17 protein-coding genes, 2 tRNA genes and 3 rRNA genes are annotated in these 24,455 nt (G+C 42.9%); 8 read left to right on the top strand and 14 right to left on the bottom strand.

Annotation, left to right across the window (positions count from 1 at the left end; all coding sequences use genetic code 11):
* Positions 1 to 51: 51 nt before the first annotated feature.
* The 7 genes from AC5EUN_RS16455 to AC5EUN_RS16485 form a co-directional block, all read right to left on the bottom strand.
* Positions 52 to 1,209 (bottom strand): PQQ-dependent sugar dehydrogenase, encoded by a 1,158-nt coding sequence (locus AC5EUN_RS16455; protein WP_493352460.1) that lies wholly within the window; start codon positions 1,207 to 1,209, stop codon positions 52 to 54.
* A gap of 608 nt (positions 1,210 to 1,817) precedes the next feature.
* Positions 1,818 to 1,932, bottom strand: a 5S ribosomal RNA gene (rrf, locus tag AC5EUN_RS16460).
* Positions 1,933 to 2,107: 175 nt separating this feature from the next.
* Positions 2,108 to 5,001: ribosomal RNA gene (locus AC5EUN_RS16465) — 23S ribosomal RNA — on the bottom strand.
* Between the two features lie 338 nt (positions 5,002 to 5,339).
* A tRNA-Ala gene (locus AC5EUN_RS16470) sits at positions 5,340 to 5,415 on the bottom strand.
* Between the two features lie 67 nt (positions 5,416 to 5,482).
* Positions 5,483 to 5,559, bottom strand: a tRNA-Ile gene (locus AC5EUN_RS16475).
* 61 nt (positions 5,560 to 5,620) lie between these two features.
* A 16S ribosomal RNA gene (locus tag AC5EUN_RS16480) occupies positions 5,621 to 7,158 on the bottom strand.
* Together the 16S, 23S and 5S rRNA genes with 2 tRNA genes alongside form the textbook arrangement of a ribosomal RNA operon.
* A 426-nt stretch (positions 7,159 to 7,584) precedes the next feature.
* On the bottom strand, positions 7,585 to 8,154 hold the full coding sequence (locus tag AC5EUN_RS16485; protein ID WP_148825243.1) for a peptidylprolyl isomerase: 570 nt from the start codon (positions 8,152 to 8,154) through the stop codon (positions 7,585 to 7,587).
* A 96-nt stretch (positions 8,155 to 8,250) separates the two neighbouring features.
* Between AC5EUN_RS16485 and AC5EUN_RS16490 the strand changes: the two genes are divergently transcribed.
* Positions 8,251 to 8,919 carry an acetoacetate decarboxylase family protein gene (locus AC5EUN_RS16490; protein WP_493352461.1) on the top strand — a complete coding sequence of 223 codons (669 nt, stop codon included), beginning with the start codon at positions 8,251 to 8,253 and terminating at the stop codon, positions 8,917 to 8,919.
* Between the two features lie 49 nt (positions 8,920 to 8,968).
* Here the strand turns inward: AC5EUN_RS16490 and AC5EUN_RS16495 are convergent, their stop codons facing one another.
* Positions 8,969 to 10,042, bottom strand: coding sequence for an alpha/beta hydrolase (locus tag AC5EUN_RS16495; protein WP_493352462.1), 1,074 nt, complete (start codon positions 10,040 to 10,042; stop codon positions 8,969 to 8,971).
* A gap of 198 nt (positions 10,043 to 10,240) precedes the next feature.
* On the opposite strand from AC5EUN_RS16495, the gene AC5EUN_RS16500 reads away from it, so the two are divergent.
* Positions 10,241 to 10,789, top strand: a complete 549-nt coding sequence (locus AC5EUN_RS16500; protein WP_493352463.1) for a hypothetical protein — start codon at positions 10,241 to 10,243, stop codon at positions 10,787 to 10,789.
* A 136-nt stretch (positions 10,790 to 10,925) separates the two neighbouring features.
* Here the strand turns inward: AC5EUN_RS16500 and AC5EUN_RS16505 are convergent, their stop codons facing one another.
* The gene (locus AC5EUN_RS16505; RefSeq protein WP_039890835.1) at positions 10,926 to 11,153 is read right to left on the bottom strand and encodes a hypothetical protein; all 228 of its coding nucleotides are present in this window, start codon (positions 11,151 to 11,153) and stop codon (positions 10,926 to 10,928) included.
* A gap of 925 nt (positions 11,154 to 12,078) precedes the next feature.
* Between AC5EUN_RS16505 and grpE the strand changes: the two genes are divergently transcribed.
* The 5 genes from grpE (at position 12,079) to AC5EUN_RS16530 (ending at position 17,109) form a co-directional block, all read left to right on the top strand.
* Positions 12,079 to 12,627 (top strand): nucleotide exchange factor GrpE, encoded by a 549-nt coding sequence (gene grpE / locus AC5EUN_RS16510; protein WP_058951459.1) that lies wholly within the window; start codon positions 12,079 to 12,081, stop codon positions 12,625 to 12,627.
* A 119-nt stretch (positions 12,628 to 12,746) separates the two neighbouring features.
* Positions 12,747 to 14,687 (top strand): molecular chaperone DnaK, encoded by a 1,941-nt coding sequence (gene dnaK, locus AC5EUN_RS16515; RefSeq protein WP_062031141.1) that lies wholly within the window; start codon positions 12,747 to 12,749, stop codon positions 14,685 to 14,687.
* A gap of 114 nt (positions 14,688 to 14,801) precedes the next feature.
* Complete coding sequence (gene blaOXA / locus AC5EUN_RS16520; protein ID WP_493352464.1) at positions 14,802 to 15,626, top strand: OXA-211 family carbapenem-hydrolyzing class D beta-lactamase; 825 nt, start codon at positions 14,802 to 14,804, stop codon at positions 15,624 to 15,626.
* An 82-nt stretch (positions 15,627 to 15,708) separates the two neighbouring features.
* Positions 15,709 to 16,620 (top strand): matrixin family metalloprotease, encoded by a 912-nt coding sequence (locus AC5EUN_RS16525; protein WP_493352465.1) that lies wholly within the window; start codon positions 15,709 to 15,711, stop codon positions 16,618 to 16,620.
* Between the two features lie 114 nt (positions 16,621 to 16,734).
* Entirely contained in the window at positions 16,735 to 17,109 is a 375-nt protein-coding gene (locus tag AC5EUN_RS16530; RefSeq protein WP_005401765.1) for a hypothetical protein, read from the top strand.
* Between the two features lie 60 nt (positions 17,110 to 17,169).
* On the opposite strand, the gene erpA is transcribed toward AC5EUN_RS16530, so the two are convergent.
* From erpA to AC5EUN_RS16550, 4 genes are all read right to left on the bottom strand, one after another.
* The gene (gene erpA, locus AC5EUN_RS16535) at positions 17,170 to 17,505 is read right to left on the bottom strand and encodes an iron-sulfur cluster insertion protein ErpA (RefSeq protein ID WP_004697409.1); all 336 of its coding nucleotides are present in this window, start codon (positions 17,503 to 17,505) and stop codon (positions 17,170 to 17,172) included.
* Positions 17,506 to 17,623: 118 nt separating this feature from the next.
* The gene (locus AC5EUN_RS16540) at positions 17,624 to 18,625 is read right to left on the bottom strand and encodes a putative solute-binding protein (protein ID WP_410119883.1); all 1,002 of its coding nucleotides are present in this window, start codon (positions 18,623 to 18,625) and stop codon (positions 17,624 to 17,626) included.
* A gap of 231 nt (positions 18,626 to 18,856) precedes the next feature.
* Positions 18,857 to 19,867 carry a putative solute-binding protein gene (locus tag AC5EUN_RS16545; RefSeq protein ID WP_493352466.1) on the bottom strand — a complete coding sequence of 337 codons (1,011 nt, stop codon included), beginning with the start codon at positions 19,865 to 19,867 and terminating at the stop codon, positions 18,857 to 18,859.
* 253 nt (positions 19,868 to 20,120) lie between these two features.
* Complete coding sequence (locus AC5EUN_RS16550; protein ID WP_493352467.1) at positions 20,121 to 21,131, bottom strand: putative solute-binding protein; 1,011 nt, start codon at positions 21,129 to 21,131, stop codon at positions 20,121 to 20,123.
* Between the two features lie 230 nt (positions 21,132 to 21,361).
* Between AC5EUN_RS16550 and AC5EUN_RS16555 the strand changes: the two genes are divergently transcribed.
* Positions 21,362 to 23,302, top strand: a complete 1,941-nt coding sequence (locus tag AC5EUN_RS16555) for an ATP-binding cassette domain-containing protein (RefSeq protein ID WP_336957613.1) — start codon at positions 21,362 to 21,364, stop codon at positions 23,300 to 23,302.
* A gap of 640 nt (positions 23,303 to 23,942) precedes the next feature.
* On the opposite strand, the gene AC5EUN_RS16560 is transcribed toward AC5EUN_RS16555, so the two are convergent.
* Entirely contained in the window at positions 23,943 to 24,311 is a 369-nt protein-coding gene (locus tag AC5EUN_RS16560; RefSeq protein WP_004977712.1) for a hypothetical protein, read from the bottom strand.
* Positions 24,312 to 24,455: the final 144 nt, after the last annotated feature.

The raw sequence follows: 24,455 nt of genomic DNA on the forward strand, positions 1-24,455 counted from the left end.
AACATGCTGCGCTTTAAGACCATCTTTCTTAGCAACACTCTGTTCGGGTGATTAATGTGAAAGTAGCTGAATTAAATCAGCATGTTTCCCATCCTCAATCACCCAAATACTGCCATCTTTCGCTTGTTGTAAACCACGGATACGTTCTTTCATATCTATCCGTTGGATTTCTTTTACTGGCTGTGCTGTGGTGTCTACAATAATTAATGCTTCAGATGAAAGCCCGCCAATGATGGCTTTATCCTGCCACTTTGGAAACCTCTGTCCCGTATAAAAAATCAAACTCGATGGAGAAATCACAGGGGTCCAATCTAATGTCGGCGCTTCAAACTCAGGCCGCGTGGCGTGGTCAGGGATATTCAAACCACTATAATGATCACCATTCGAAACGATTGGATAACCATAGTTTTTAGCCTTTTGAATTAAATTGAGTTCATCCCCACCTTTAGGGCCCATCTCAACCACCCAAAGTTGTTTTTTGGCATCCAAAGCCATTCCTAAAGGATTACGATGCCCCAAACTCCATATTTGTTTTGCGATATCCCCCTGCGCCTGAAATGGATTATCTAAGGCAACCGAACCATCATCATTCAAACGAATCATTTTTCCAAGGTTCGATGTTAAATCTTGTGCAGGATCAAACTTTTGCCGTTCTCCCGAACTAATCCATAATTTACCTGCGCTATCAAATAATATTCGATGTGCATAATGTCCCTGCCCGCGCACCTTGGGTACTTGTTTCCATATCGTTTTAAGGTGATCTAATTTTGGCTGTGTCTGATCTAAATTCAAATCAGCACGAATCACAACCGCACCATAACCACCTTGCCCTGCTTCTGCATAGCTAAGATAAATTTGATGATTTTGTGCAAACTCAGGATGTAAAACAATATCACCTAATCCGCCCTGACCACCATAAGCCACTTTAGGTATATTCCTAATGAGAGTCTTTGTCTGATCTATAGGATTAAATAAAATCAACTGTCCTGATCTTTCAGTAATTAATAATCGCCCATCAGGCAATACCGCTAATGCCCATGGCTCATTAAATTCAGCAATACGCTTTAGCTGTATAGATGTGCCTAAAGAAGCAAAACTGTCCTGTTGTTCATGTGCTGCTGACTCCGCTGGTCTTTGTGCGTGACATGCCATTAATCCAAAAAATGCACTCACTGTCATCAACAAACAAAAAGCTTTTTTTCTCAACATTGCCTTCCCCATTAAATGCACGATCACCATTGATTGTAGAGAAATCATAAGTACAAGGTTATCCGCTTTGGTAACAAGATGAATCTGTGTAAGTCAAAGCTTACAAATACTGAGGAAAGCGACCACTAGCCTTAAAACAGCTTACCGCATATATTAAACAAATCAGGAAACAGGACGTTTCCCAAACTTAAAACAACAATAATCAGTTTGAGCATCAGGATGTGAGATATGACAGGAGTTATATCTAAGCACTGAAATACAAAGAAACCTCGACAGGATGTCGGGGTTTCTTTTTTATTAAGCACATTAAAATCTAAATCAAAACCTGTTTTGGCATATTTTGCATGATCACGAGTTAACTATAGCCCTTCTTTTCCAACGGATATAGATGAAATAGCTGCTCAATTGCTTAAAATATATATAGATACTTAGTTAAAATTTCTTTTAGTGAAGAAGAAACCATCAAATTCAAGTGATAAAAACTAAACCTATTAAATATTAACGGCTATTTTTAGCTAATATTCTTCTTGTATCTCGTTTATTATTTAATATTTTCAGCATAAAAAAATCCCCCTCAGCGATTAGCGGAGGGGGATTTAGAATTAATGAGCTGGCGATGACTTACTCTCACATGGATAACTCCACACTACCATCAGCGCTAAGAGGTTTCACTTCTGAGTTCGGGAAGGGATCAGGTGGTTCACTCTTGCTATTGTCGCCAGCACAACTGTTTATGACTATTCGTTGGGTCTAACCTCAGAGCAGTGCTCTTCGTGCCTAACTTTCATCAAATGAGTTATTAACAGGTATATTTGAGTTGGATATTGTATCTAGCTTTATAACTAAATCAAGTTGTTTGCAGTGATTTGAACCACAACACCAACTGTTTGGGTGTTGTATAGTCAAGCCTCACGAGCAATTAGTATTGGTCAGCTTCACATATCACTATGCTTCCACATCCAACCTATCAACGTCGTAGTCTTCAACGGCTCTTTAGAGGACATAAAGTCCTAGGGAAATCTTATCTTGAGGTAGGCTTCCCGCTTAGATGCTTTCAGCGGTTATCCCTTCCGAACATAGCTACCCGGCGATGCGACTGGCGTCACAACCGGTACACCAGAGGTTCGTCCACTCTGGTCCTCTCGTACTAGGAGCAGATCCTCTCAAATTTCCAACGCCCACGGTAGATAGGGACCGAACTGTCTCACGACGTTCTAAACCCAGCTCGCGTACCTCTTTAAATGGCGAACAGCCATACCCTTGGGACCTGCTTCAGCCCCAGGATGAGATGAGCCGACATCGAGGTGCCAAACACCGCCGTCGATATGAACTCTTGGGCGGTATCAGCCTGTTATCCCCAGAGTACCTTTTATCCGTTGAGCGATGGCCCTTCCATACAGAACCACCGGATCACTAAGACCTACTTTCGTACCTGCTCGACTTGTGGGTCTCGCAGTTAAGCGCGCTTTTGCCTTTATACTCTACGCGTGATTTCCGACCACGCTGAGCGCACCTTCGTACTCCTCCGTTACTCTTTAGGAGGAGACCGCCCCAGTCAAACTACCCACCAGACATGGTCCTCGCTCCAGATAATGGAGCAGAGTTAGAACCTCAATATTACCAGGGTGGTATTTCAAGATTGGCTCCACCGAAACTAGCGTCTCGGTTTCAAAGCCTCCCACCTATCCTACACAAGTAAGATCAAAGTTCAATGTCAAGCTGCAGTAAAGGTTCACGGGGTCTTTCCGTCTAGCCGCGGGTACACCGCATCTTCACGGCGAATTCGATTTCACTGAGTCTCTGCTGGAGACAGCGCCCCCATCATTATGCCATTCGTGCAGGTCGGAACTTACCCGACAAGGAATTTCGCTACCTTAGGACCGTTATAGTTACGGCCGCCGTTTACTGGGGCTTCGATCAAGAGCTTCGCTTACGCTAACCCCATCAATTAACCTTCCAGCACCGGGCAGGCATCACACCCTATACGTCCACTTTCGTGTTTGCAGAGTGCTATGTTTTTAATAAACAGTTGCAGGGGCCTGGTTTCTGTGGCTGCCAATAGCTCAAGGAGTAAATCCTATCACCGTCGGCAGCGTACCTTCTCCCGAAGTTACGGTACCATTTTGCCTAGTTCCTTCAGCAGAGTTCTCTCAAGCGCTTTGGTCTACTCGACCTGACCACCTGTGTCGGTTTCGGGTACGATTCCTATGTAACTGAAGCTTAGAGACTTTTCCTGGAAGCATGGTATCAGCCACTTCACTGTACAAGTACAGCTTGCTATCAGTTCTCAGCATAGAGTACCCCGGATTTGCCTAAGATACATGCCTACAACCTTCCACCTGGACAACCAACGCCAGGCTGACTTAACCTTCTCCGTCCTCTCATCGCATTACATAGAAGTATTGGAATATTAACCAATTTCCCATCGACTACGCCTCTCGGCCTCGCCTTAGGGGTCGACTCACCCAGCCCCGATTAACGTTGGACTGGAACCCTTGGTCTTTCAGCGTGCGAGTTTTTCACTCGCATTGTCGTTACTCACGTCAGCATTCGCACTTCTGATACCTCCAGCATACTTCTCAATACACCTTCATCGGCTTACAGAACGCTCCCCTACCACTTGCAATAAATTGCAAATCCGCAGCTTCGGCATATAGTTTTAGCCCCGTTACATCTTCCGCGCAGGCCGACTCGACTAGTGAGCTATTACGCTTTCTTTAAAGGGTGGCTGCTTCTAAGCCAACCTCCTAGCTGTCTATGCCTTCCCACATCGTTTCCCACTTAACTATAATTTTGGGGCCTTAGCTGGCGGTCTGGATTGTTTTCCTCTTGACTACGGACGTTAGCACCCGCAGTCTGTCTCCCGGATAGTACTCATTGGTATTCGGAGTTTGCATCGGTTTGGTAAGTCGGGATGACCCCCTAGCCGAAACAGTGCTCTACCCCCAATGGTATTCGTCCGAGGCGCTACCTAAATAGCTTTCGGGGAGAACCAGCTATCACCGAGTTTGATTAGCCTTTCACCCCTATCCACAAGTCATCCCCTGGCTTTTCAACGACAGTGGGTTCGGTCCTCCAGTTAGTGTTACCCAACCTTCAACCTGCTCATGGATAGATCACCCGGTTTCGGGTCTACACCCAGCAACTAAACGCCCTATTAAGACTCGATTTCTCTACGGCTCCCCTATTCGGTTAACCTCGCTACTGAATGTAAGTCGCTGACCCATTATACAAAAGGTACGCAGTCACCGAACAAGTCGGCTCCCACTGCTTGTATGCATGCGGTTTCAGGATCTATTTCACTCCCCTCACAGGGGTTCTTTTCGCCTTTCCCTCACGGTACTGGTTCACTATCGGTCAGTCAGGAGTATTTAGCCTTGGAGGATGGTCCCCCCATATTCAGACAAGGTTTCACGTGCCCCGCCCTACTCGACATCATCATATAAGCCCTTTCGTGTACAGGACTATCACCCACTATGGTTGCACTTCCCAGAGCATTCCACTAGAACTTATATGACTTAATGGGCTTTTCCCCGTTCGCTCGCCGCTACTGAGGGAATCTCAATTGATTTCTTTTCCTAAGGGTACTGAGATGTTTCACTTCCCCTCGTTCGCCTCGTATGACTATGTATTCATCATACGATACCTGCCTTATGACAGGTGGGTTTCCCCATTCAGAAATCTCCGGATCACAGGATATTTGCCGCCTCCCCGGAGCTTATCGCAGGCTATTACGTCTTTCATCGCCTCTGACTGCCAAGGCATCCACCACATGCACTTAATTACTTGACTATACAACCCCAAACAGTCGTAGCACCTACAAGTAGTACTAGGACAGATCGATTGCTCGATCATACAGTTTGTTGCTCTGTGTACTTAAACACCGTACAGCTTCAATTCAATTCACATACCAAAACGCTTGATTCAGTTAATTTCGCTAGTAACTCATTTCTTTAATCTTCATCATCCAGTAATAAATCACTGTTAATGTCGATCTTAAAAACGAGTATGAACAAATTATTTCAACTCAAATATATTCTGTTAATGATTTTTCCAGCCTTCGTCAGGTCAGGAAACTGTGATAAATCACAGAAGTTAATAAGCTTTAACTTACTAAGTTCTATAATCTATGGTGGAGACTAGGAGAGTCGAACTCCTGACCTCCTGCGTGCAAAGCAGGCGCTCTACCAACTAAGCTAAGTCCCCAGCTTATCAATAAGTCAATGTTTCTGTTTTCTGTATTCAGCATTTAACAATGCTTGTTAGTCAGATTTGGTGGGTCTGACAAGACTTGAACTTGTGACCCCACGCTTATCAAGCGTGTGCTCTAACCAACTGAGCTACAGACCCTCAGATACATCGTCATGAAGAACAACTTGTTGTGGATTCTTACCAATCGTCAATCTTTCGTTAAGGAGGTGATCCAGCCGCAGGTTCCCCTACGGCTACCTTGTTACGACTTCACCCCAGTCATCGGCCACACCGTGGTAAGCGTCCTCCTTGCGGTTAGACTACCTACTTCTGGTGCAACAAATTCCCATGGTGTGACGGGCGGTGTGTACAAGGCCCGGGAACGTATTCACCGCGGCATTCTGATCCGCGATTACTAGCGATTCCGACTTCATGGAGTCGAGTTGCAGACTCCAATCCGGACTACGATCGGCTTTTTGAGATTAGCATCCTATCGCTAGGTAGCAACCCTTTGTACCGACCATTGTAGCACGTGTGTAGCCCTGGTCGTAAGGGCCATGATGACTTGACGTCGTCCCCGCCTTCCTCCAGTTTGTCACTGGCAGTATCCTTAAAGTTCCCGGCTTAACCCGCTGGCAAATAAGGAAAAGGGTTGCGCTCGTTGCGGGACTTAACCCAACATCTCACGACACGAGCTGACGACAGCCATGCAGCACCTGTATGTAAGTTCCCGAAGGCACCAATCCATCTCTGGAAAGTTCTTACTATGTCAAGACCAGGTAAGGTTCTTCGCGTTGCATCGAATTAAACCACATGCTCCACCGCTTGTGCGGGCCCCCGTCAATTCATTTGAGTTTTAGTCTTGCGACCGTACTCCCCAGGCGGTCTACTTATCGCGTTAGCTGCGCCACTAAAGCCTCAAAGGCCCCAACGGCTAGTAGACATCGTTTACGGCATGGACTACCAGGGTATCTAATCCTGTTTGCTCCCCATGCTTTCGTACCTCAGCGTCAGTATTAGGCCAGATGGCTGCCTTCGCCATCGGTATTCCTCCAGATCTCTACGCATTTCACCGCTACACCTGGAATTCTACCATCCTCTCCCATACTCTAGCTTCCCAGTATCGAATGCAATTCCTAAGTTAAGCTCAGGGATTTCACATCCGACTTAAAAAGCCGCCTACGCACGCTTTACGCCCAGTAAATCCGATTAACGCTCGCACCCTCTGTATTACCGCGGCTGCTGGCACAGAGTTAGCCGGTGCTTATTCTGCGAGTAACGTCCACTATCCTAGAGTATTAATCCAAGTAGCCTCCTCCTCGCTTAAAGTGCTTTACAACCAAAAGGCCTTCTTCACACACGCGGCATGGCTGGATCAGGCTTTCGCCCATTGTCCAATATTCCCCACTGCTGCCTCCCGTAGGAGTCTGGGCCGTGTCTCAGTCCCAGTGTGGCGGATCATCCTCTCAGACCCGCTACAGATCGTCGCCTTGGTAGGCCTTTACCCCACCAACTAGCTAATCTGACTTAGGCTCATCTATTAGCGCAAGGTCCGAAGATCCCCTGCTTTCCCCCGTAGGGCGTATGCGGTATTAGCATTCCTTTCGGAATGTTGTCCCCCACTAATAGGCAGATTCCTAAGCATTACTCACCCGTCCGCCGCTAGGTCAGGTAGCAAGCTACCCTTCCCCGCTCGACTTGCATGTGTTAAGCCTGCCGCCAGCGTTCAATCTGAGCCATGATCAAACTCTTCAGTTAAAATCATTAGTAGCTTATGGCTACAAATCTTGGCTCATCAATTTTCTGACAAATATTTCTCAAATAAACTTCGAGTAATTTTTACCTTCAATCAATGAAATATTTTCGATCGATCAATCAGTAAAAATCCACACAAGTTGTTCTTCATAATCTCTTAATGATCTTTCTAACACCTCGTCAGTGCTAGAAGCTGGACTCAATATACTTAACAACTCAGCACTTCGTGCTTCGTTCGTTTCCGTCTATCTCGTCGGTATGGGGTGCATTCTAGACCATTACGAAATCTTTGCAAGCGCTTTTAACTGGTTGTTTTATCGGGTGTTGTATTTTTATGCACTAAAAAGGTTCAAAAACACACAACCACACACCTAACCCAATAATTTTAAAGCAGAAATATAGATTTAATATTTCTGCTCTCTTTTTTCATTACTTTTGCACTGCTGCTGCTTTAATATTCACACTGAGAATTTTAACAGGTTGTTTCGGTACATCTTGATGTGGTCCTGCACGTCCTGTCGGTACTTTAGTGATTTTATCTACCACATCCATACCTTTAGTGACCCGACCAAAAACCGCATAACCTGCGTTATTGGTACTTTTATCTAAAAAGTTATTATCCACCACATTAATAAAGAACTGACTGGTTGCAGAATGCGGTAAGTTGGTTCGTGCCATCGCCAAAGTGCCACGTTTATTAGATAGACCATTACTTGATTCATTTTGAATGGCTGGTCGTGTTGGTTTTTCTACAAGGTCCGCAGTCATGCCCCCACCTTGCACCATGAAACCCGGAATGACGCGATGAAAGATCGTTCCGCTATAAAACTTAGCTTTCGTATAGTCTTCAAAGTTTTTTGCTGAGATTGGTGCTTTATCATTAAACAGTTCAATTTCGATGTTACCCATTGATGTTTTCATTTCAACAATCGTGTTATTTGCCATGACCGCCATACTCATACATGTAGCCGCCACTGCAACTAAACTCTTCTTTAACATTTCGTTACTCACAGCATTCAGATGTTATTAGATTTCGGTATATTAATCGTTCAGTATAAATAAAACACTACTTCTTCTAAGAAAACGAGAATAACGATGAATGAAGCTTTAGCCCTGTCTCAATTGAGTCAATTCCCACCTTGGCATTTACAAGGTGAAGCCTTTATTTTGAATTATTGGATTAGTCCGCAATTTATTCGACAATATAACGCGTTTCGTATTGCCCCGTCCCCGATTGGTCGTGTGGTTCAAGTCATGTTGGTGCGTTATCATCAATCCCCTGTTGAACCTTATGATGAACTACTTTTACTCGACCATCCTTTACTGAGCAAACGGCGTTTAAGTTCGATTCCTAAAATTTATGTGTCTACACAGATTTCAGTTGAACATGGTCAACAACTTTGGGGTATTCCGAAAGAGTTCGCTCAGTTTGACTGGCATACGCAGCACGAAACAACACAATGTCAACTCAGCACTCAAGACCAAACCCTGTGTTTAACACTCACCCAGTGCAAAAAGGCACGTCCGTTTTATATTAATAGTCATCACATTCCACGTTCTATGCTCAAAATACAGCAAGCATGGCAAGGTCAACGTTATGAGTTTTCTCCACAGTTTCGCGCAAAGCTAATGAAACTGAAAAAATTTGAATGGCAAAACCATACCACTCTCTTTCCAGACTTTGGCCAAGCCAAGGCTCTACAAAGTTTTTATGTCCCGAGCTTTCAGCTCGTTTTTCCAGAAGCCAAAGTCCGCTCTAAATAAAAAAAGAATGTTCCACGTGAAACATTCTTTTTTTCCAATTCATGCATCTTTATTTGGCATTCTTATCCCAAAATTTTCTAAAGTTCTTTGCCATTTCTATGGTGATTTTTTTTGCTCGGCGAGAAATGATGGTGAAGTTCACAAACCCATGGGGTTGATCTAGATAATTCTGATAATAAACCTTATTGCCCTGCTGCTTTAATTTGATGGCATAAATTTCACCTTCATCATGTAATAAATCATGACCTGCGGTGATGACAAAAGCGGGTGCGACACTTTTTAATACGCCATAGGTTGGCGAAACAATAGGATTATCTAAAGCTACCTGATGTTGTTCAGCATACAACGAGGTCACTCTATCGACATCTTGCCCAGTTAAGGTCAGTCCATCTTTGTAAGCAAAGAACGATGGATGGCGACTTTTGAAATCAACCACAGGGTAAATTAACAGTTGTGCACTTGGCGCATAAGCTTTTGCAGCAGTTCGCTGCGCCACCACGGCACTGATATTGCCACCTGCACTATCGCCTGCCACCGCAATTCGGTTTTTCAAAATTTTGAACTGACGACGGTTTTGATAGACCCAAGCCAAAGCATCTTCACAAGATTGAATTAATAAATTCGGGCCAACTTCTGGCGCCAAAGGATAGTCAATACTGAGCACCTGCACTTTGGCATGGATCGCCAGTAAGCGACAGACTTCATCATGACTGTCGAGGCTGCCAACCACAAAGCCGCCACCATGATAAAACACCAGCATCGGCAGCTTCTTATTCGGTGCAGGATGATAATGCCGCGCAAATACAGTTCCACTTTGTAGAGGTAGACGTAAATCTTCCACTTGTTTTACCGCACTGGGTTTGGCAGTCAACATTTGAATTTGATGATCAAACAATTTACGCGAACGATGGTAGTCTTCAAAAATAAAGCCCGATTTACCCTGCTTATATTGAGCTGCCATTAAGCATTTAATAAAGGGATCTAATTGCTCAAACTGGTGAGGATAACCCAGCGCTTTCACCAAGCCTTCTTGTGCTACTGTCGGTAAGCGATCAATCACTCGTGCCGCACTGCCTTGGCCTTGTTCCATCCATTGTTGTAAAGTTTGATTCAACACGCCCATGTCAATAATATCCTTTTATCGTTCTTCATATTCTCTACATGATCAGCACTTACGTGACCATTCTCTTATATAAGTCTTCACATCAAGATACATAGCAATACGCCCTATACGCTAATCTTCTTTTAAGAGCTTGTCATTGACAATTTTTATGCCGATTTAGGAGTGTTTTGCTACTCCGTTTTATGAAGGAGACCTGCCATGACTAAAAAAATAATATTCCTCTCACTCATCAGCACCTTGTTTGTTGGTTGTGTGGCTTTTCCTGAGGATGGCTACTATGACGGACGCTATGACCACCGCTATGATTATGATGATCGACGCTACGACCAGCATGATCGCTATGAAAGTGAACGAGACCGCCAACGTTGGGAATACCAACAACGACAAAACCGCATCGAGCGTGAACGTCGCGAGGCAGACCGAAACCGTCAAAGACATGCTGAATGGGAACGCCAAAACCGTGAACAAGAACGGCAACGTATTGAAGCTGAGCGCAAACGGATCGCCAATCAACGTCATCAAGACTGGCAACAGAAAAAGCGTGACCAAGAGCGATTAAACCAAGAACGTAAACGTTATGATACTGAGCGTCAGCAACGACAAAATGCCGAACGCCAACGTCGTGAGCAAGAGCGTCAACGTACTGAAGATCGACGCAAACAATCCAATAGCGATCGGAAGCAACGTCCCGATGATCAACGCAGCGATCAAAACAAAGGTTGGGATAACTCACGTCAAGAACGATAAAATCGCCATCGTACATCAGACTGATCAAATAACACGGCTGAACAGCTTCTAATTATTTACTCCCTAAAAAAGACCTTCACGGCATCCTGTGAAGGTCTTTAACAAAGCGAATGTAAGAGAAGTTCTCTTTTAAGCTTTATTGTTGTGTTGTCGCAGGTGTAGATTGGATGGGTTCAATCTGAGCCGCAGGATCTGCTTGAACCTCGACTCCAGCACTCCCCTCAACGGTTGCTGTTGCATCCGGTGCAGTGGTCACTTGAGCGGACTCAGGCGCTGTATTGGTTTCATTTGAGCTACAGCCCACAATGGCAAATGCTGAACCTAAAAGCGCTAGAGACAATAATGCAGTTTTCTTATTTAACATTCTTCCATTTCCTTTTACGTCATACAAAAAATAGCAAAGCCAAACTTTGCCCTGCCTATCTTTGTCAAATCCGAAAACTTTTACACACGTGCTGAGTTGTAGTTTTTGCAGACTCGAGTACAACTTGTGCAATTTTTTATTAATTGGGCACAAATATCACCTTAGCACTACATCTCCACAGCAGCTCAAGTTAATGTGCTGATTCTTCATTATTTCTCTCTTCGGTGAGCAGCATAAATAGGAACTCTATGCTTAGCCCATCAACTCTTCAGCATTGCAGAACTCTTGTATGCTGATACACGATTAAATAATGTTATTTTTAAATTTTAAGCAAAAAAAAGCTTAACCCAAGGCGGATTAAGCTCGAAAAAGCATACAAAAATAAAGAAACCACAGCCTTAAAAATCGAATTTTGAGCGCAAAGCTGGAAGCATCCTGACAGCATTATACCTTTGCACCGAATAGAGTACTTTTGGGAGACGTACTATTCAAAAACCTAAATCTCTAAATTGGGAGAGTTCTCCCAAGCTATGCAAATAGGTCGCAGTCACCATACTTTGCTCTCTCCACAAAGTATGATCACCGCTAATAAATTCATTATGTGGTCAAGCGAAAAATTAGTAAAACAGATAAATTTGATTAAAATAATTCAATGTAACGATTAGACTTTTTCAACATCAAAAAACTAAAGCCAGATTGGAAATGAACCTTCGGACAGAATAAGCGCCAAGAAAGCCTGATTTCAGCAATTTTTTACCAAAAATACATGAATTAATCACTGAAGCCGCTTGAATTTTTGGCTGTTGCCCCGACCTTTTGTAGTAATCCTGAATTCAATAACGCATGGCAGTTCAGATTAACCCAGTTAACACTGATGCCTGAAGGACTGTACATGTTTAAGAACCCATTTAAACGGAGTAAATCAATGGCGACTGAGCACAATCAAGAAGCTCAAGATCTAGGGCAAGAGCAAGCGGATTCACAAACAGCGCAAACTCAAGCTGAAACGGAGCAAGCTGAAGTTTCAGTTGAGGATTTACAAGCTCAAATTACCAATCTTGAAGAAAGCTTAAAGCTTGAAAAAGCACGCACTGCAAATGCTGTATACGAAGCACAAAAAAGTGTAGAGCGTATTCAACGTGAATCAGATAAGCATAAAGACACCGTTCTCGAAAAATTCGCAAAAGAGTTACTGGACTCAGTGGATAATTTAGAACGTGCCCTTAGCGCATCGGGTGAAGAAAAAACACCAATGTTTGAAGGTGTGGAACTGACGTTGAAATCGTTACTGACTGCACTGGAAAAATTTGGTGTGGTGGCAGTTGATACAGCAAATGGTTTCAATGCGGACTTGCATCAAGCAGTCGGGATTGATCCAAATGCAAAAGCCAACGAGATCGGAACGGTATTGCAAAAAGGTTATACCTTAAATGGTCGTTTGCTTCGTCCAGCAATGGTCATGGTTGGCGCATAAGCCCTATAAATTCGAGAGTTTGTAAAATTTTTTCTTGATTATCACTTGAAAAAAATTGAACGGCTCTCATATCGAATAACAAGCAAAAACATTGCAAAAATTTTTGAGGAATCATCCAAATGGCTAAAATCATTGGTATTGACTTAGGTACAACAAACTCTTGCGTCGCTGTACTTGAAGGCGACAAAGTTAAAGTGATCGACAACGCTGAAGGTGCACGTACAACACCATCAATTATTGCGTATAAAGATGGCGAAATCTTGGTCGGTCAGTCGGCAAAACGTCAAGCAGTGACTAACCCTAAAAACACATTATTCGCAATCAAACGTTTGATCGGTCGTAAGTATCAAGACCAAGCGGTTCAAAAGGACATCGGTCTTGTCCCTTACAAAATCATCAAAGCAGACAATGGCGATGCTTGGGTTGATGTAAACGACAAGAAACTTGCACCACAACAAATCTCTGCTGAAATCTTGAAAAAGATGAAGAAAACAGCAGAAGATTACTTAGGTGAAACGGTTACTGAAGCGGTGATTACTGTTCCTGCTTACTTTAACGATGCGCAGCGTCAAGCAACTAAAGATGCGGGTAAAATCGCAGGTTTAGAAGTTAAACGTATCATCAACGAACCAACGGCTGCTGCACTTGCGTTCGGTATGGACAAAAAAGAAGGCGACCGTAAAATCGCGGTTTATGACTTAGGTGGTGGTACTTTTGACGTATCTATCATTGAAATCGCAGACCTTGATGGCGACCAACAAATTGAAGTATTGTCGACTAACGGTGATACCTTCCTTGGCGGTGAAGACTTCGATAACGCTTTAATCGAGTTCTTGGTTGAAGAGTTCAAGAAAGAACAAAACTTCAACTTGAAACAAGATCCACTTGCATTACAACGTTTGAAAGAAGCAGCTGAAAAAGCAAAAATCGAGCTTTCTTCGTCAAATGCAACTGAAATTAACCTTCCGTACATCACGGCGGATGCGACTGGTCCTAAACACTTAGTGATCAACGTAACGCGTGCGAAACTTGAAGGTTTAGTGGCTGATTTGGTTGAACGTACAATCGAGCCTTGCCGTATTGCACTTAAAGATGCAGGTCTTTCAACTTCTGAGATTTCTGATGTGATCTTGGTGGGTGGTCAGTCTCGTATGCCACTTGTACAACAAAAAGTACAAGAGTTCTTCGGTCGTGAACCACGTAAAGACGTGAACCCTGACGAAGCGGTAGCAATGGGTGCTGCGATTCAAGGTGCGGTATTGTCTGGTGACAAAACTGACGTACTTCTTCTTGACGTTACTCCGTTGACACTTGGTATTGAAACCATGGGTGGCGTGTTAACAGCAATTATTGAGAAAAACACCACGATTCCTGCGAAGAAATCTCAAGTGTTCTCAACTGCTGCGGACAACCAACCTGCTGTAGACATTTCTGTGTTCCAAGGTGAACGTAAAATGGCACAGCAAAACAAATTGTTGGGTAACTTCCAATTGGGCGACATTCCACCTGCTCCACGTGGTGTGCCACAAATTGAAGTATCGTTCGACATTAACGCTGACGGTATATTAAAAGTATCGGCTAAAGATAAGAGCACTGGCAAAGAGCAATCCATCCAGATTAAAGCAAACTCAGGTTTGTCTGATGCTGAAATCGAAGCAATGATCAAAGATGCTGAAGCGAATGCTGAAGAAGACCGTAAGTTCGAAGAACTTGCGAAAGCACGTAACGAAGCGGATGCATTGGTATCTTCTGCTCAAAAAGCAGTGAAAGATCTAGGCGAGCAAGTAACTGCTGACGAAAAAACTGCTGTTGAAACTGCAGTCGCTGAGCTTGAAACTTCGACTAAAGAAAATGATGTAGAAGACATCAAAGCGAAAACTGAAGCACTTCAAAACATCATCATGCCGATCACGCAACGTGCTTATGAAGCTGCGCAAGGTCAAGGCGGTGCTGAAGGTTTCGACCCGAATGCATTCGGCGGTGACGCTGGTCAACAACAAAAAGCGGACGATGGCGTTGTAGATGCTGAGTTCACTGAAGTAAAAGATGACAAAAAATAATTTGTCTCTTTAATAAAAAACCGCGCGAAAGCGCGGTTTTTTATTACCTAAATATTGTTGTTTCACATTCCACTTTTACATTAGGCTGATAAAAAATTTAGATCTCAGCCTTCAATGAAAAATTTACAATTGGGCCTCATCGCCCTCATTACAACCTTCGCTTCCGCATGTACCACAATAAGCCCCTCCGTAGAAACAGCTAAAAACCAACAGCAACAAAGTGTGCAGCAGCAGATCCATCAGGCCTTCAATCAACTCCAAACCACGGGGGTGATTGTCATAAAGGATAAGCATGGCTTACGCAGCTACGGCAATGACTTGAGCCGTGCTCAGACACCCTATGTACCTGCCTCTACCTTTAAAATGCTGAATGCCTTAATCGGACTAGAACATGGTAAAGCAACCAACACCGAGGTGTTTAAATGGGATGGTCAAAAGCGCAGCTTCCCTGCTTGGGAAAAAGACATGACTTTAGGGCAAGCCATGCAAGCATCTGCCGTTCCCGTTTATCAGGAGCTAGCACGGCGCATTGGCCTAGATCTAATGAAAAAAGAAGTACAGCGCATTGGATATGGCAATCAACAGATTGGCACCGTTGTCGATAACTTTTGGTTAGTCGGTCCACTGCAAATTACGCCTGTTCAAGAAGTCCTTTTTGTAGAGAAGCTGGCCAATACACAACTAGCTTTTAAACCAGATGTGCAACATGCAGTACAACACATGCTGCTGATTGAACAAAAACCGAATTATAAACTCTACGCCAAATCAGGCTGGGGTATGGACCTAGAACCGCAAGTGGGCTGGTGGACAGGCTGGGTCGAAACAGCAACAGGTGAAAAAGTGTATTTTGCTTTGAATATGCAGATGAAAACAGGGATTTCAGCCAGCGTACGTGAGCAACTGGTCAAACAAAGTCTGACAACACTGGGGATAATTTAAGTCCACAGAGAAGACGCATTTTTTATGTTGCAAAGGTATTTTTTACGCTAAAGTAGCTAAAAATAAAGATATATGAAGAAATATGCGTCAAAGTCTCTTGTTTGCTTTACTGGGCTTTTTAGGGTTCATTCTGTATCAAAATATACAACAGCCCCAGCTGCGTCTCAATCCACTGCTGGATCGGCTCACCCATCCTTTCGATCAGCGTATTCGCTATCGTATTGCGGAAGTCGATCCACGTTTTGGTCTTAGTGAACATGAGTTAAAGTACATTAGCCAGCAAGCCACGGATATTTGGAAACAAGGTTTGGGCCAAGACTACTTTGTCTATGACCCCAATGCTCGGCTCCGTATTCGACTCATTTATGACCAGCGTCAAGATGAGTCGGTACAACGCCGTGATCAACTGTCTAAACTGACACAAAATGAACAAGGGCTGAGTCAGAAGAATACTGAACTCAAAGCCATGCAACAAAATCTGGCACGTCACTCAGGGGCTTTAGATGTGCAAAAACAGAGTCTACAGGAACTTAGCCAAAAGTATAATGCCATGATCCGTCAGTATAGCCAGCACGGCGGAGTCCCTGCTTCGCAGCAGGCGGCTGTACAACAGAGTTTGGCGCAGCTGCGCCAACAGCAACACGTTTTAGACCAACAAATTGCCAACTTTAACCTGCAAGTGAATGCCTACAATCAAAAGGTAGATGAACTGAACCGCTTAGATCAAGGCCATAATCGGGCCATCGACCAGTTCAACCAACGCTTCCAACCCCGTCTATTTGATAAAGGACTGTTCAATGGGCGTGAAATTCATATTTATGAGTTTGAGTCCAAAGAAGACTTACGTCTGACTTTAGCGCATGAATTTGGCCATGCCCTCGGAATGAAACATCATAATGATCCGAAAGCCCTGATGTACCCAATGCTAGAAGAGCAAGATATGCAGCATTTCCGTTTACAAAGTGCCGATATTGCATTGTTTAATGCCCGTTGAAATGATGAATTACTAAAAAAATCCCCTAATTTTAATATGTGTATGAAATACAATCACAGCACATCTTGACTCGGGTTCGTGTTATTGTAAATAATTGAATATCCACTAGAAGCTTTGGAGACGAATGTGAGTTACTACCATATCTTAATCGAAGTAAATGACCACATCAGTACGATTGAAGAAACTCGTGATATCGAAATCTTTGATATTGTTGAGATTCAACCTTATCTCCATTCTATTCTATTGCCCTATTTTAACGAGCAGCTGTTAGAACTTGAAGATGAAAATTTAGAGTTTAAGGATGTTTTACATCTGGAAGTGAAACAGACGCTTTTACCGATCAATGACTTGATCGAAGAAGAACAGAAACTGTTACCGAGTGACACCGATGTCACCATTACTGCCTATGAAGTTTTTAATAACCGAGACTTAAGCCAAGATGTCACCACGATTATTTTTGACTTACTCGATGCAATTAAACTCGATTGAAAGTGAATGATTGCACATAAAAAAGCCCTCATCATGAGGGCTTTTTTAATCAGATCAGGCTTAGATCGAGAAAGATGAACCACAACCACAGGTCGTTGTTGCATTTGGGTTTTGCACGATGAAACGTGAACCTTCTAAACCTTCAATATAATCCACCACTGAACCGACCAAATATTGATAACTCAATGAGTCAACCAACATTTTCACATCACCATTGATAAATTCTGCGTCGTCTTCATTTTGGTTTTCAGCAAAGTTAAAACCATAAGAAAAACCTGAACAACCACCGCCCGTGACATATACACGAAGCATTAAATCCTGATTCCCTTCACTGTCACGTAATTGACGTACTTTATTTGCGGCATTGTCGCTTAGTTCAAGTGCTTGGGCATTCATCTTAGATTCCTCAGTTCGGTTCAGCTGTCTTTCAAATCAAAAAGACAATATTTCGAGTATAGCATACTCAATATATGGTCCCTATTTGAATATTTAAAGTCAAATCAGACTAATTTTCTCAAGATTGTTTGTAATTTTCATCCTGTAGTCCACATTCAAAGTTTTTCGCCGCTTGCTTACAACGGAATTGCCATAACAGTTTCATCATTCGCTTATCGTAAATACCGCGGTTGGTAAGATCAATTCGTGCTTCCCGCATCATCTTTTGATAACCGGGTTGATCTGCAGCGGGCACCTGCATCCAATATTTTTGCGGAATTTCGGCTTTCATTTTACCCAAGATACCGAATGCACGCGGCAGCTGGCCTTTGACCCATTCCCGTGATTTTTGTCCATAACCTGCAGGAAATTTATCTGGACGAATGATGATATTACCTGTGACCTGTAAAATCGGATAATTCACAATCGCCCCTTTCGTCCCCAAGCCTTTATGTAATTCCAACGGTTTAAAAACCGCTGCAGGCGCACCAATAATATCGACTTGACCATTATTGAACTTTGCACCAAAGTTCGTGACATCGGCACTCACAGCTTGCGCACCAATTTGTTGAACCATAACCTTTTGCGCTTGGTCATAGTCTAAAACCGCAATTTTCTTGCCTGCGGCTTTCGCTACGGTATTGATGCTACGGTCATTCACCAATAAAAAGGCATCCCCCACAGGAATCACACCTGCGACCTCGTACTTACCATTGACCATATGTTTAGCAAAAGTTGGACTGGCCAAGCCTTGCATCACTTTAACCGCTAAATTGAGATCGGGAATCGCACCAATCGCGTCAAGTGAACCTGTAAACGCGTTAAATTGGCGCCCGCGCATGCCCGTAACACTAATGGCATCGCATTTTCCTGCTTTAAAATCCTCAGCAATCACGGCTTCGTTTTGTCCGACCCGCAGTTCAATATCCGCGCCCCAGTTTTTAGCCGCCAACTGATAATCTTTCATCAGGCTATACACATCACCATTTTTACCGACCAAGTCGAATACACAAACCACTTGTTTGGCTTGCGCCATCGCTGTTGCAGAAATGACTAATGTCCCGACACTCAGGCTTTTCATCCACTGTTTCATGTATCTTCCTTTTGACTTATTGTTGTTTATTGTGATGAGCCATTCACTTCTGCTCTTTGTTATTTTTTAATGCCCCGAATGACAATGCACTCGGTTCAAAACCACTCATTTCCTGCGCGCTATACAAATTAGCTGCTTCAAATCCATTTAAATCGGTCGATTAAAAGCAAAAAAGAAAGCTCAATTTAAACTGAGCTTTCTTTGATTACACTCGGCAAATTACTCACCGCCCAGTGAGCATTCAAAGTTGGCTTTATCCACCGAGCAACGGGCTTTTTTCAAGACCGACATCATTGCTGGATCATAGATGCCTCGTTTGGTCATATCCATCCGACCATCACGTAACATTTTTTGATATTTGGTTTTGTCTTCTGCTGTAAGATTCATTTTGTATTTTGCAGAAATGCCTGCTTCTAAACGACCAATCATCGCGATGCTTTTCGGTAGGTTTTTCACAAACCAATCTCGCGATTTTTGTCCAAAGCCTGCGGGAAATTGATCTGGGCGAATCACAAAGTCAGCTGTCACTTGTAGTACAGGGAAGTTAAACATGGCGCCGTTCGTGCCTAAACCTTTATAAATTTCTAAAGGTTTATAAGCATAAGCCGGTGCCCCGACCATATCAACTTGACCATTATTAAACTTCGCCACAAAGTTAGACACATCGGAAATCACAGCTTGCGCACCGACGCGTTGTACCATGATTTTTTGGGCATCGTCATAGCCCAAGACTGCAAACTTTTTACCTGCCGCTTTTTCAATGGAATTAATACTTTTATCGCGCACAAAAATAAAAGCTGAACCTAAAGGTGCAATCCCTGCCACTTCATATTTTTTACCCCCAAGATTGGTCACCATTTTGGTCGCATTACGCTGATCCAATGCAAAAGTAATCGCACGTTGTGCAATGGCATTGCTTGGCGCTCCGCCCAATGCATCAATAGAACCGACAAATTTATTGTACTGGCGCGCACGCATAGCGGTCATAAATACGCCATCACACTTGCCTGCTTTAAAGTCGTTGTCGGCAACGGCTTCATCTTGACGAGGGATTAAATTAATTTCAGCTCCCCAGCCTTTTGCCGCCAAAGCCCATTCTTGCGCCATTTGATACGACTCACCAGATTTGCCAAGCAAGTCAAATACACAGATGTCCACTTTGGCCGCTTGTGCTGTTGACGCCACACCAAAAGCAGAAAAAGCAGCGAGTGCGAGGGTTAATTTTTTCATTCTTGTGTCCTTGTTCGTTTTGTTGTTTGACAGGTGTCCATACACATGCAAAATATTAAGCAAGTTAAAATTAAAAAAATAGTGCATTTACTCAAAAATCACTGTCAATTGGGCAAATTTTTTTCTTTTCTCTCATTTTTATTTTCAAAGGATTTATAAAAGTATTTTAAATTCATTATATTAAAATAAAAAGCCTGCATCATTCATTTACATGAATGATGCTTAATATTACAAAGAAATACAGATTTTCGCCTTATTCACCGCCCAATGAACATTCAAAATTGGTGCGTTCAACCGTACAGCGGGCTTTTTTCAACACGCGCATCATCCCTGGGTCATAGACCCCTTGTTTGGTTAAATCAATGCGCCCTTCTCGTAACAAGCGCTGATATTTTTCTTTGTCTTCTTTGCTGAGTTGCATCTTGATTTTACTGGGAATAGCAGCTTCAAGTCGCTGGACCATAGCAAAGGATTGCGGAATTTTTTGCAAAAACCATTGCCGTGATTGCTCGCCAAATTGAACAGGAAAACGCTCGGGTCTTACAATTAAATCTGCAGTGACATTGACCACGGGAAAGTTAAGCATAGCCCCTTTAGAACCTAGACCTTTTTCAATTTCTAAGGGTTTATAGGCATATGCAGGTGCAGCAACCACATCGACTTCGCCTGTATTAAACTTTTTTATAAAGTTGGAAATATCCGACATCACAGGTACAGCGCCTACCCCCTCCACCATCACTCGTTGTGCTCGATCGTAGTGCAGGATGGCAAATTTTTTACCTTGCGCTTTTTCGATGGTATTCAGACTTCGGTCTTTTACAAAAATATAGGCTGAACCAATCAAGGCAATGCCTGCCACTTCATAACTGTCCCCTTGCAGCGTAGTAATCATGCGCTTGGTATTTCTGGGATCGAGTACATATTCCACCGCCTTTTGTGCAATTTTATTGCTTGGTACTCCGCCTAAGGCATCAATCGAACCTGCGAACTTGTTATAGGTGCGCGTGCGCATCGAGGTCATATACACCGCATCGCATTTATCATTTTGAAAAGCTTTATCGGCTAAGTCTTCGTCCTGAAACGAAATCAACTGTACCTGTGCACCCCATTTTTTACTGACCAAAGCCCATTCTTCTAAGAATTTATAAGATTCCCCTGCTTTACCCAATAGGTCGAAGACACACACCTGCTGCTTCGCCTGCACCATACTTGAGAAGCCGCACAGTGCTAGCGTCGATAAAATAAAAAATCCTTTTCTTTTCATTATTATCCCTTCATATTTTTTGTTTTACTGGGGAAATATATCTGTGTGCTATTCCTCAATATAGGTCAAAAAAGGTCAATTTTTAGCTTTCCGACCAAAGGTCAAATGGCTTCATCCTCCCCTTAAAAGCAGCTATTCAAGATTTCAGTTCAGATAAATTTTGAATGTTTAGTCTTTTGCTGACGCATCCATTAGAATAGGCGCACCTTTTTCTGATATTTGATAGTTCCATGATTCAGCTTGATCAAGTTTCATTGCGCCGTGGTGGACGAGTGTTATTTCAAAAAGCCTCCATGCAAATCCATCCGGGTTGGAAAGTTGGTCTCACCGGTGTCAACGGTGCTGGAAAATCAACCCTGTTTGCTGCGCTCTTAGGCTCGATAGGTCCTGATGATGGCACCCTAAGCCGCCCTGCCGTATGGACGGTGGCGCACATGGCACAGGAAGTAAAAGCCTTAGATATGGCTGCAATTGATTTCGTCCTGACCGGTGATGAAGAATATTGGAACATTCAACAACAGCTCAACCATCCTGAACAGTTAACTGACACTGAACTGGCTGATTTACATGGCCGATTCGACGAAATTAACGGTTATTCCGCACCCGCTAAAGCCGCTCAGCTTATGGCGGGTCTGGGTTTTATGGAACATCAAAACCAACTCTTAGTTTCGAGTTTCTCTGGTGGATGGCGAATGCGTTTAAACTTAGCGCGTACTTTGATGAGCCGTTCGGATCTATTATTACTGGATGAACCAACCAACCACTTAGATCTCGATGCTATTTTATGGTTAGAAGATTGGTTAAATGCCTATACGGGCACCCTAATTTTAATTTCGCATGACCGCGATTTCTTAGATGCGATTACCAACCGTATTTTGCATATCGAAAATCAAGAACTCACCCTCTATAGCGGTAACTATTCTACCTTTGAAACCACTCGTGCAGAACGCTTAGCACAACAACAACAAGCCTATGAAAAGCAGCTCGAAACACGGGCACATATTCAAAAATATATTGACCGTTTTAAAGCCCAAGCCACTAAAGCACGTCAGGCACAAAGCCGAATTAAACAATTGGAACGGATGCAGCTGCTTGCGCCTGCACATGTCGATACCCCTTTTACCTTTAGCTTCCGTGAACCCACCAAAATGAGTTCACCATTGCTGACTTTAGAACAGGCTGATATTGGTTATGGTGATAAACTGATTGCCACCAATATCAACATACAAATCACCCCGACGAGCCGAATTGGCTTATTGGGGATGAATGGTGCAGGTAAATCAACTTTAATCAAATCCTTGGTCGGTGATTTACCTTTATTGGCAGGACAACGCAAAGCCTCAGAACTGCTGAATATTGGCTATTTTGCACAGCATCAAATGGATTCACTGGATGAGTCGGCCAGCCCAATGCTGCAATTGGCACGGATTGCGGATAAAAAAATCAGTGAAGCGACCTTACGTGCCTTTTTAGGCAGTTTCGGCTTTAGTGGCGAGCGAATGGATACCCCATGCGAGAGCTTCTCTGGTGGTGAACGTGCCCGTTTGGCATTGGCTTTAATCGTATGGTTACGTCCCAATGTCTTGATTCTAGATGAACCGACCAACCATTTAGACTTAGATATGCGCCATGCCCTGACCATGGCTTTACAAGACTATGAAGGTGCAGTGGTCTTGGTTTCGCACGAACGCCAACTGATTGCTAGCGTGTGCGATGACCTAATTTTAGTCCATGCTGGAAAATCCACCGAATTTGAAGGCGATCTACACGATTATGCCAACTGGTTACGCCAAGCACGTCTAGAGATGATTAAACAAGGTGGAATCGTAGCGCCAATCGTGTCTAAAGTCAGCACTCAAAAAACCATCGTTTCAAAGGTTGATAAAGAAGCGCAGCGTAAATTGGCCGCACAACGCCGTGAACAAACGCGTCCGATTCGTAAAAACATCGAAAAATGTGAAAGCCTGCTGGCAAAGCACCAGCCACGTTTACTCGACATTGAACATTTACTCGGTGATGCTGGCCTATATGACGCTGCACGCAAAGATGAACTCATGAAACTGATGAATGAGCAAACCGAACTTAAAAACCAAGTCAGTGAAGCTGAAGAACAAATGCTAGAGCTGATGATGGAACTTGAAGAGCTCGAAAGCTCATTCGAAAACGAATAATCTTTCCTCATACACCCTGCCCGCTCTGTTTATGCATGGCGGGCATTTTTATGTCTTAACCATTTTGATTGATTTACTTTGCTGCAACACCAATCGATCTCGAAAAACGTGCCTTTTCGGTCTATGCATATAACTCAATAGGAAATGCACGCAAATAGTCTGAGCATTTTAAGAAATCATAAGTGATTGAAATTAAAATTATTTCTTAATAAATAAAGCGATAAATTGATTGATTTTTATTATTTAGATATTCTTAAAAAGCAAAAAATTAGATTGTTTAATTTAGCTTAATTAATTGAATATTCAACTATATACAGTCCTATTTCCATGCATTTCACAGCTTAAAGCCAAATACAACCTTCACAACAGACAGCGAATATCCATCATGTTCAGACATGCACCTTTCAACACAACAAGTTTTGAATTTAAAAAGAGGGAATAAATTTAAAAGATCCGATTTAAATTTAAAAAATAACGTATGGTTTTAAATTTAAAAACCACACTTAAAGCAGCTGTGGATAAAATTATACGTATTTTAGCAACTGATATAAAGTGCTATTTTTATTTATCCACAGGCTAATGTTGTTTATTTATTCAGTTGTTTTAGGCAAATCCATCCTCTTTTTTGCGCTCTTTTTCCTTAATTTAATACGGCTCTTTGCGCCTTTAAAAAACGTAATTCTTGTATTTTCCATCCCTGATCGAATACCCATGTTTCTTGGATTTGTTGGCGATTTTCAACCAAACCGATCAAGACCTGACAGCGTGTTTGGTCACGATCAAACTCAAATTCTTCAAATTCGACGTCGGGTTTTTGAGGTTTCCAAACGCCATTTTTCACAGCATGCGCGATCTTTTCATAGCGCGTATAGTTACTCTCTACACGATCAGCTTGTTCATAGACCACTTTAAAATGCTCATCTTCATATTGAGCTAAAACCTCATAATTACCTGTAAAAAAAGCATTCACCCAAATGTCGCGTACTTGTTCTAGTTGATTATCCATCATAATGACCTCACATTTTGCACTGTGCAAAAGACTTGATACTCACATCATGACATCGCTATAAGTCAGTTTAATAACAGTGTGCACTGCTTATATTTTATTCAAAATCATAAAAAATGCTGTAAAAAAAAGCACCTCGTAGGGTGC

The organism is Acinetobacter sp. CAU_H_S170_2 (assembly GCF_058890445.1).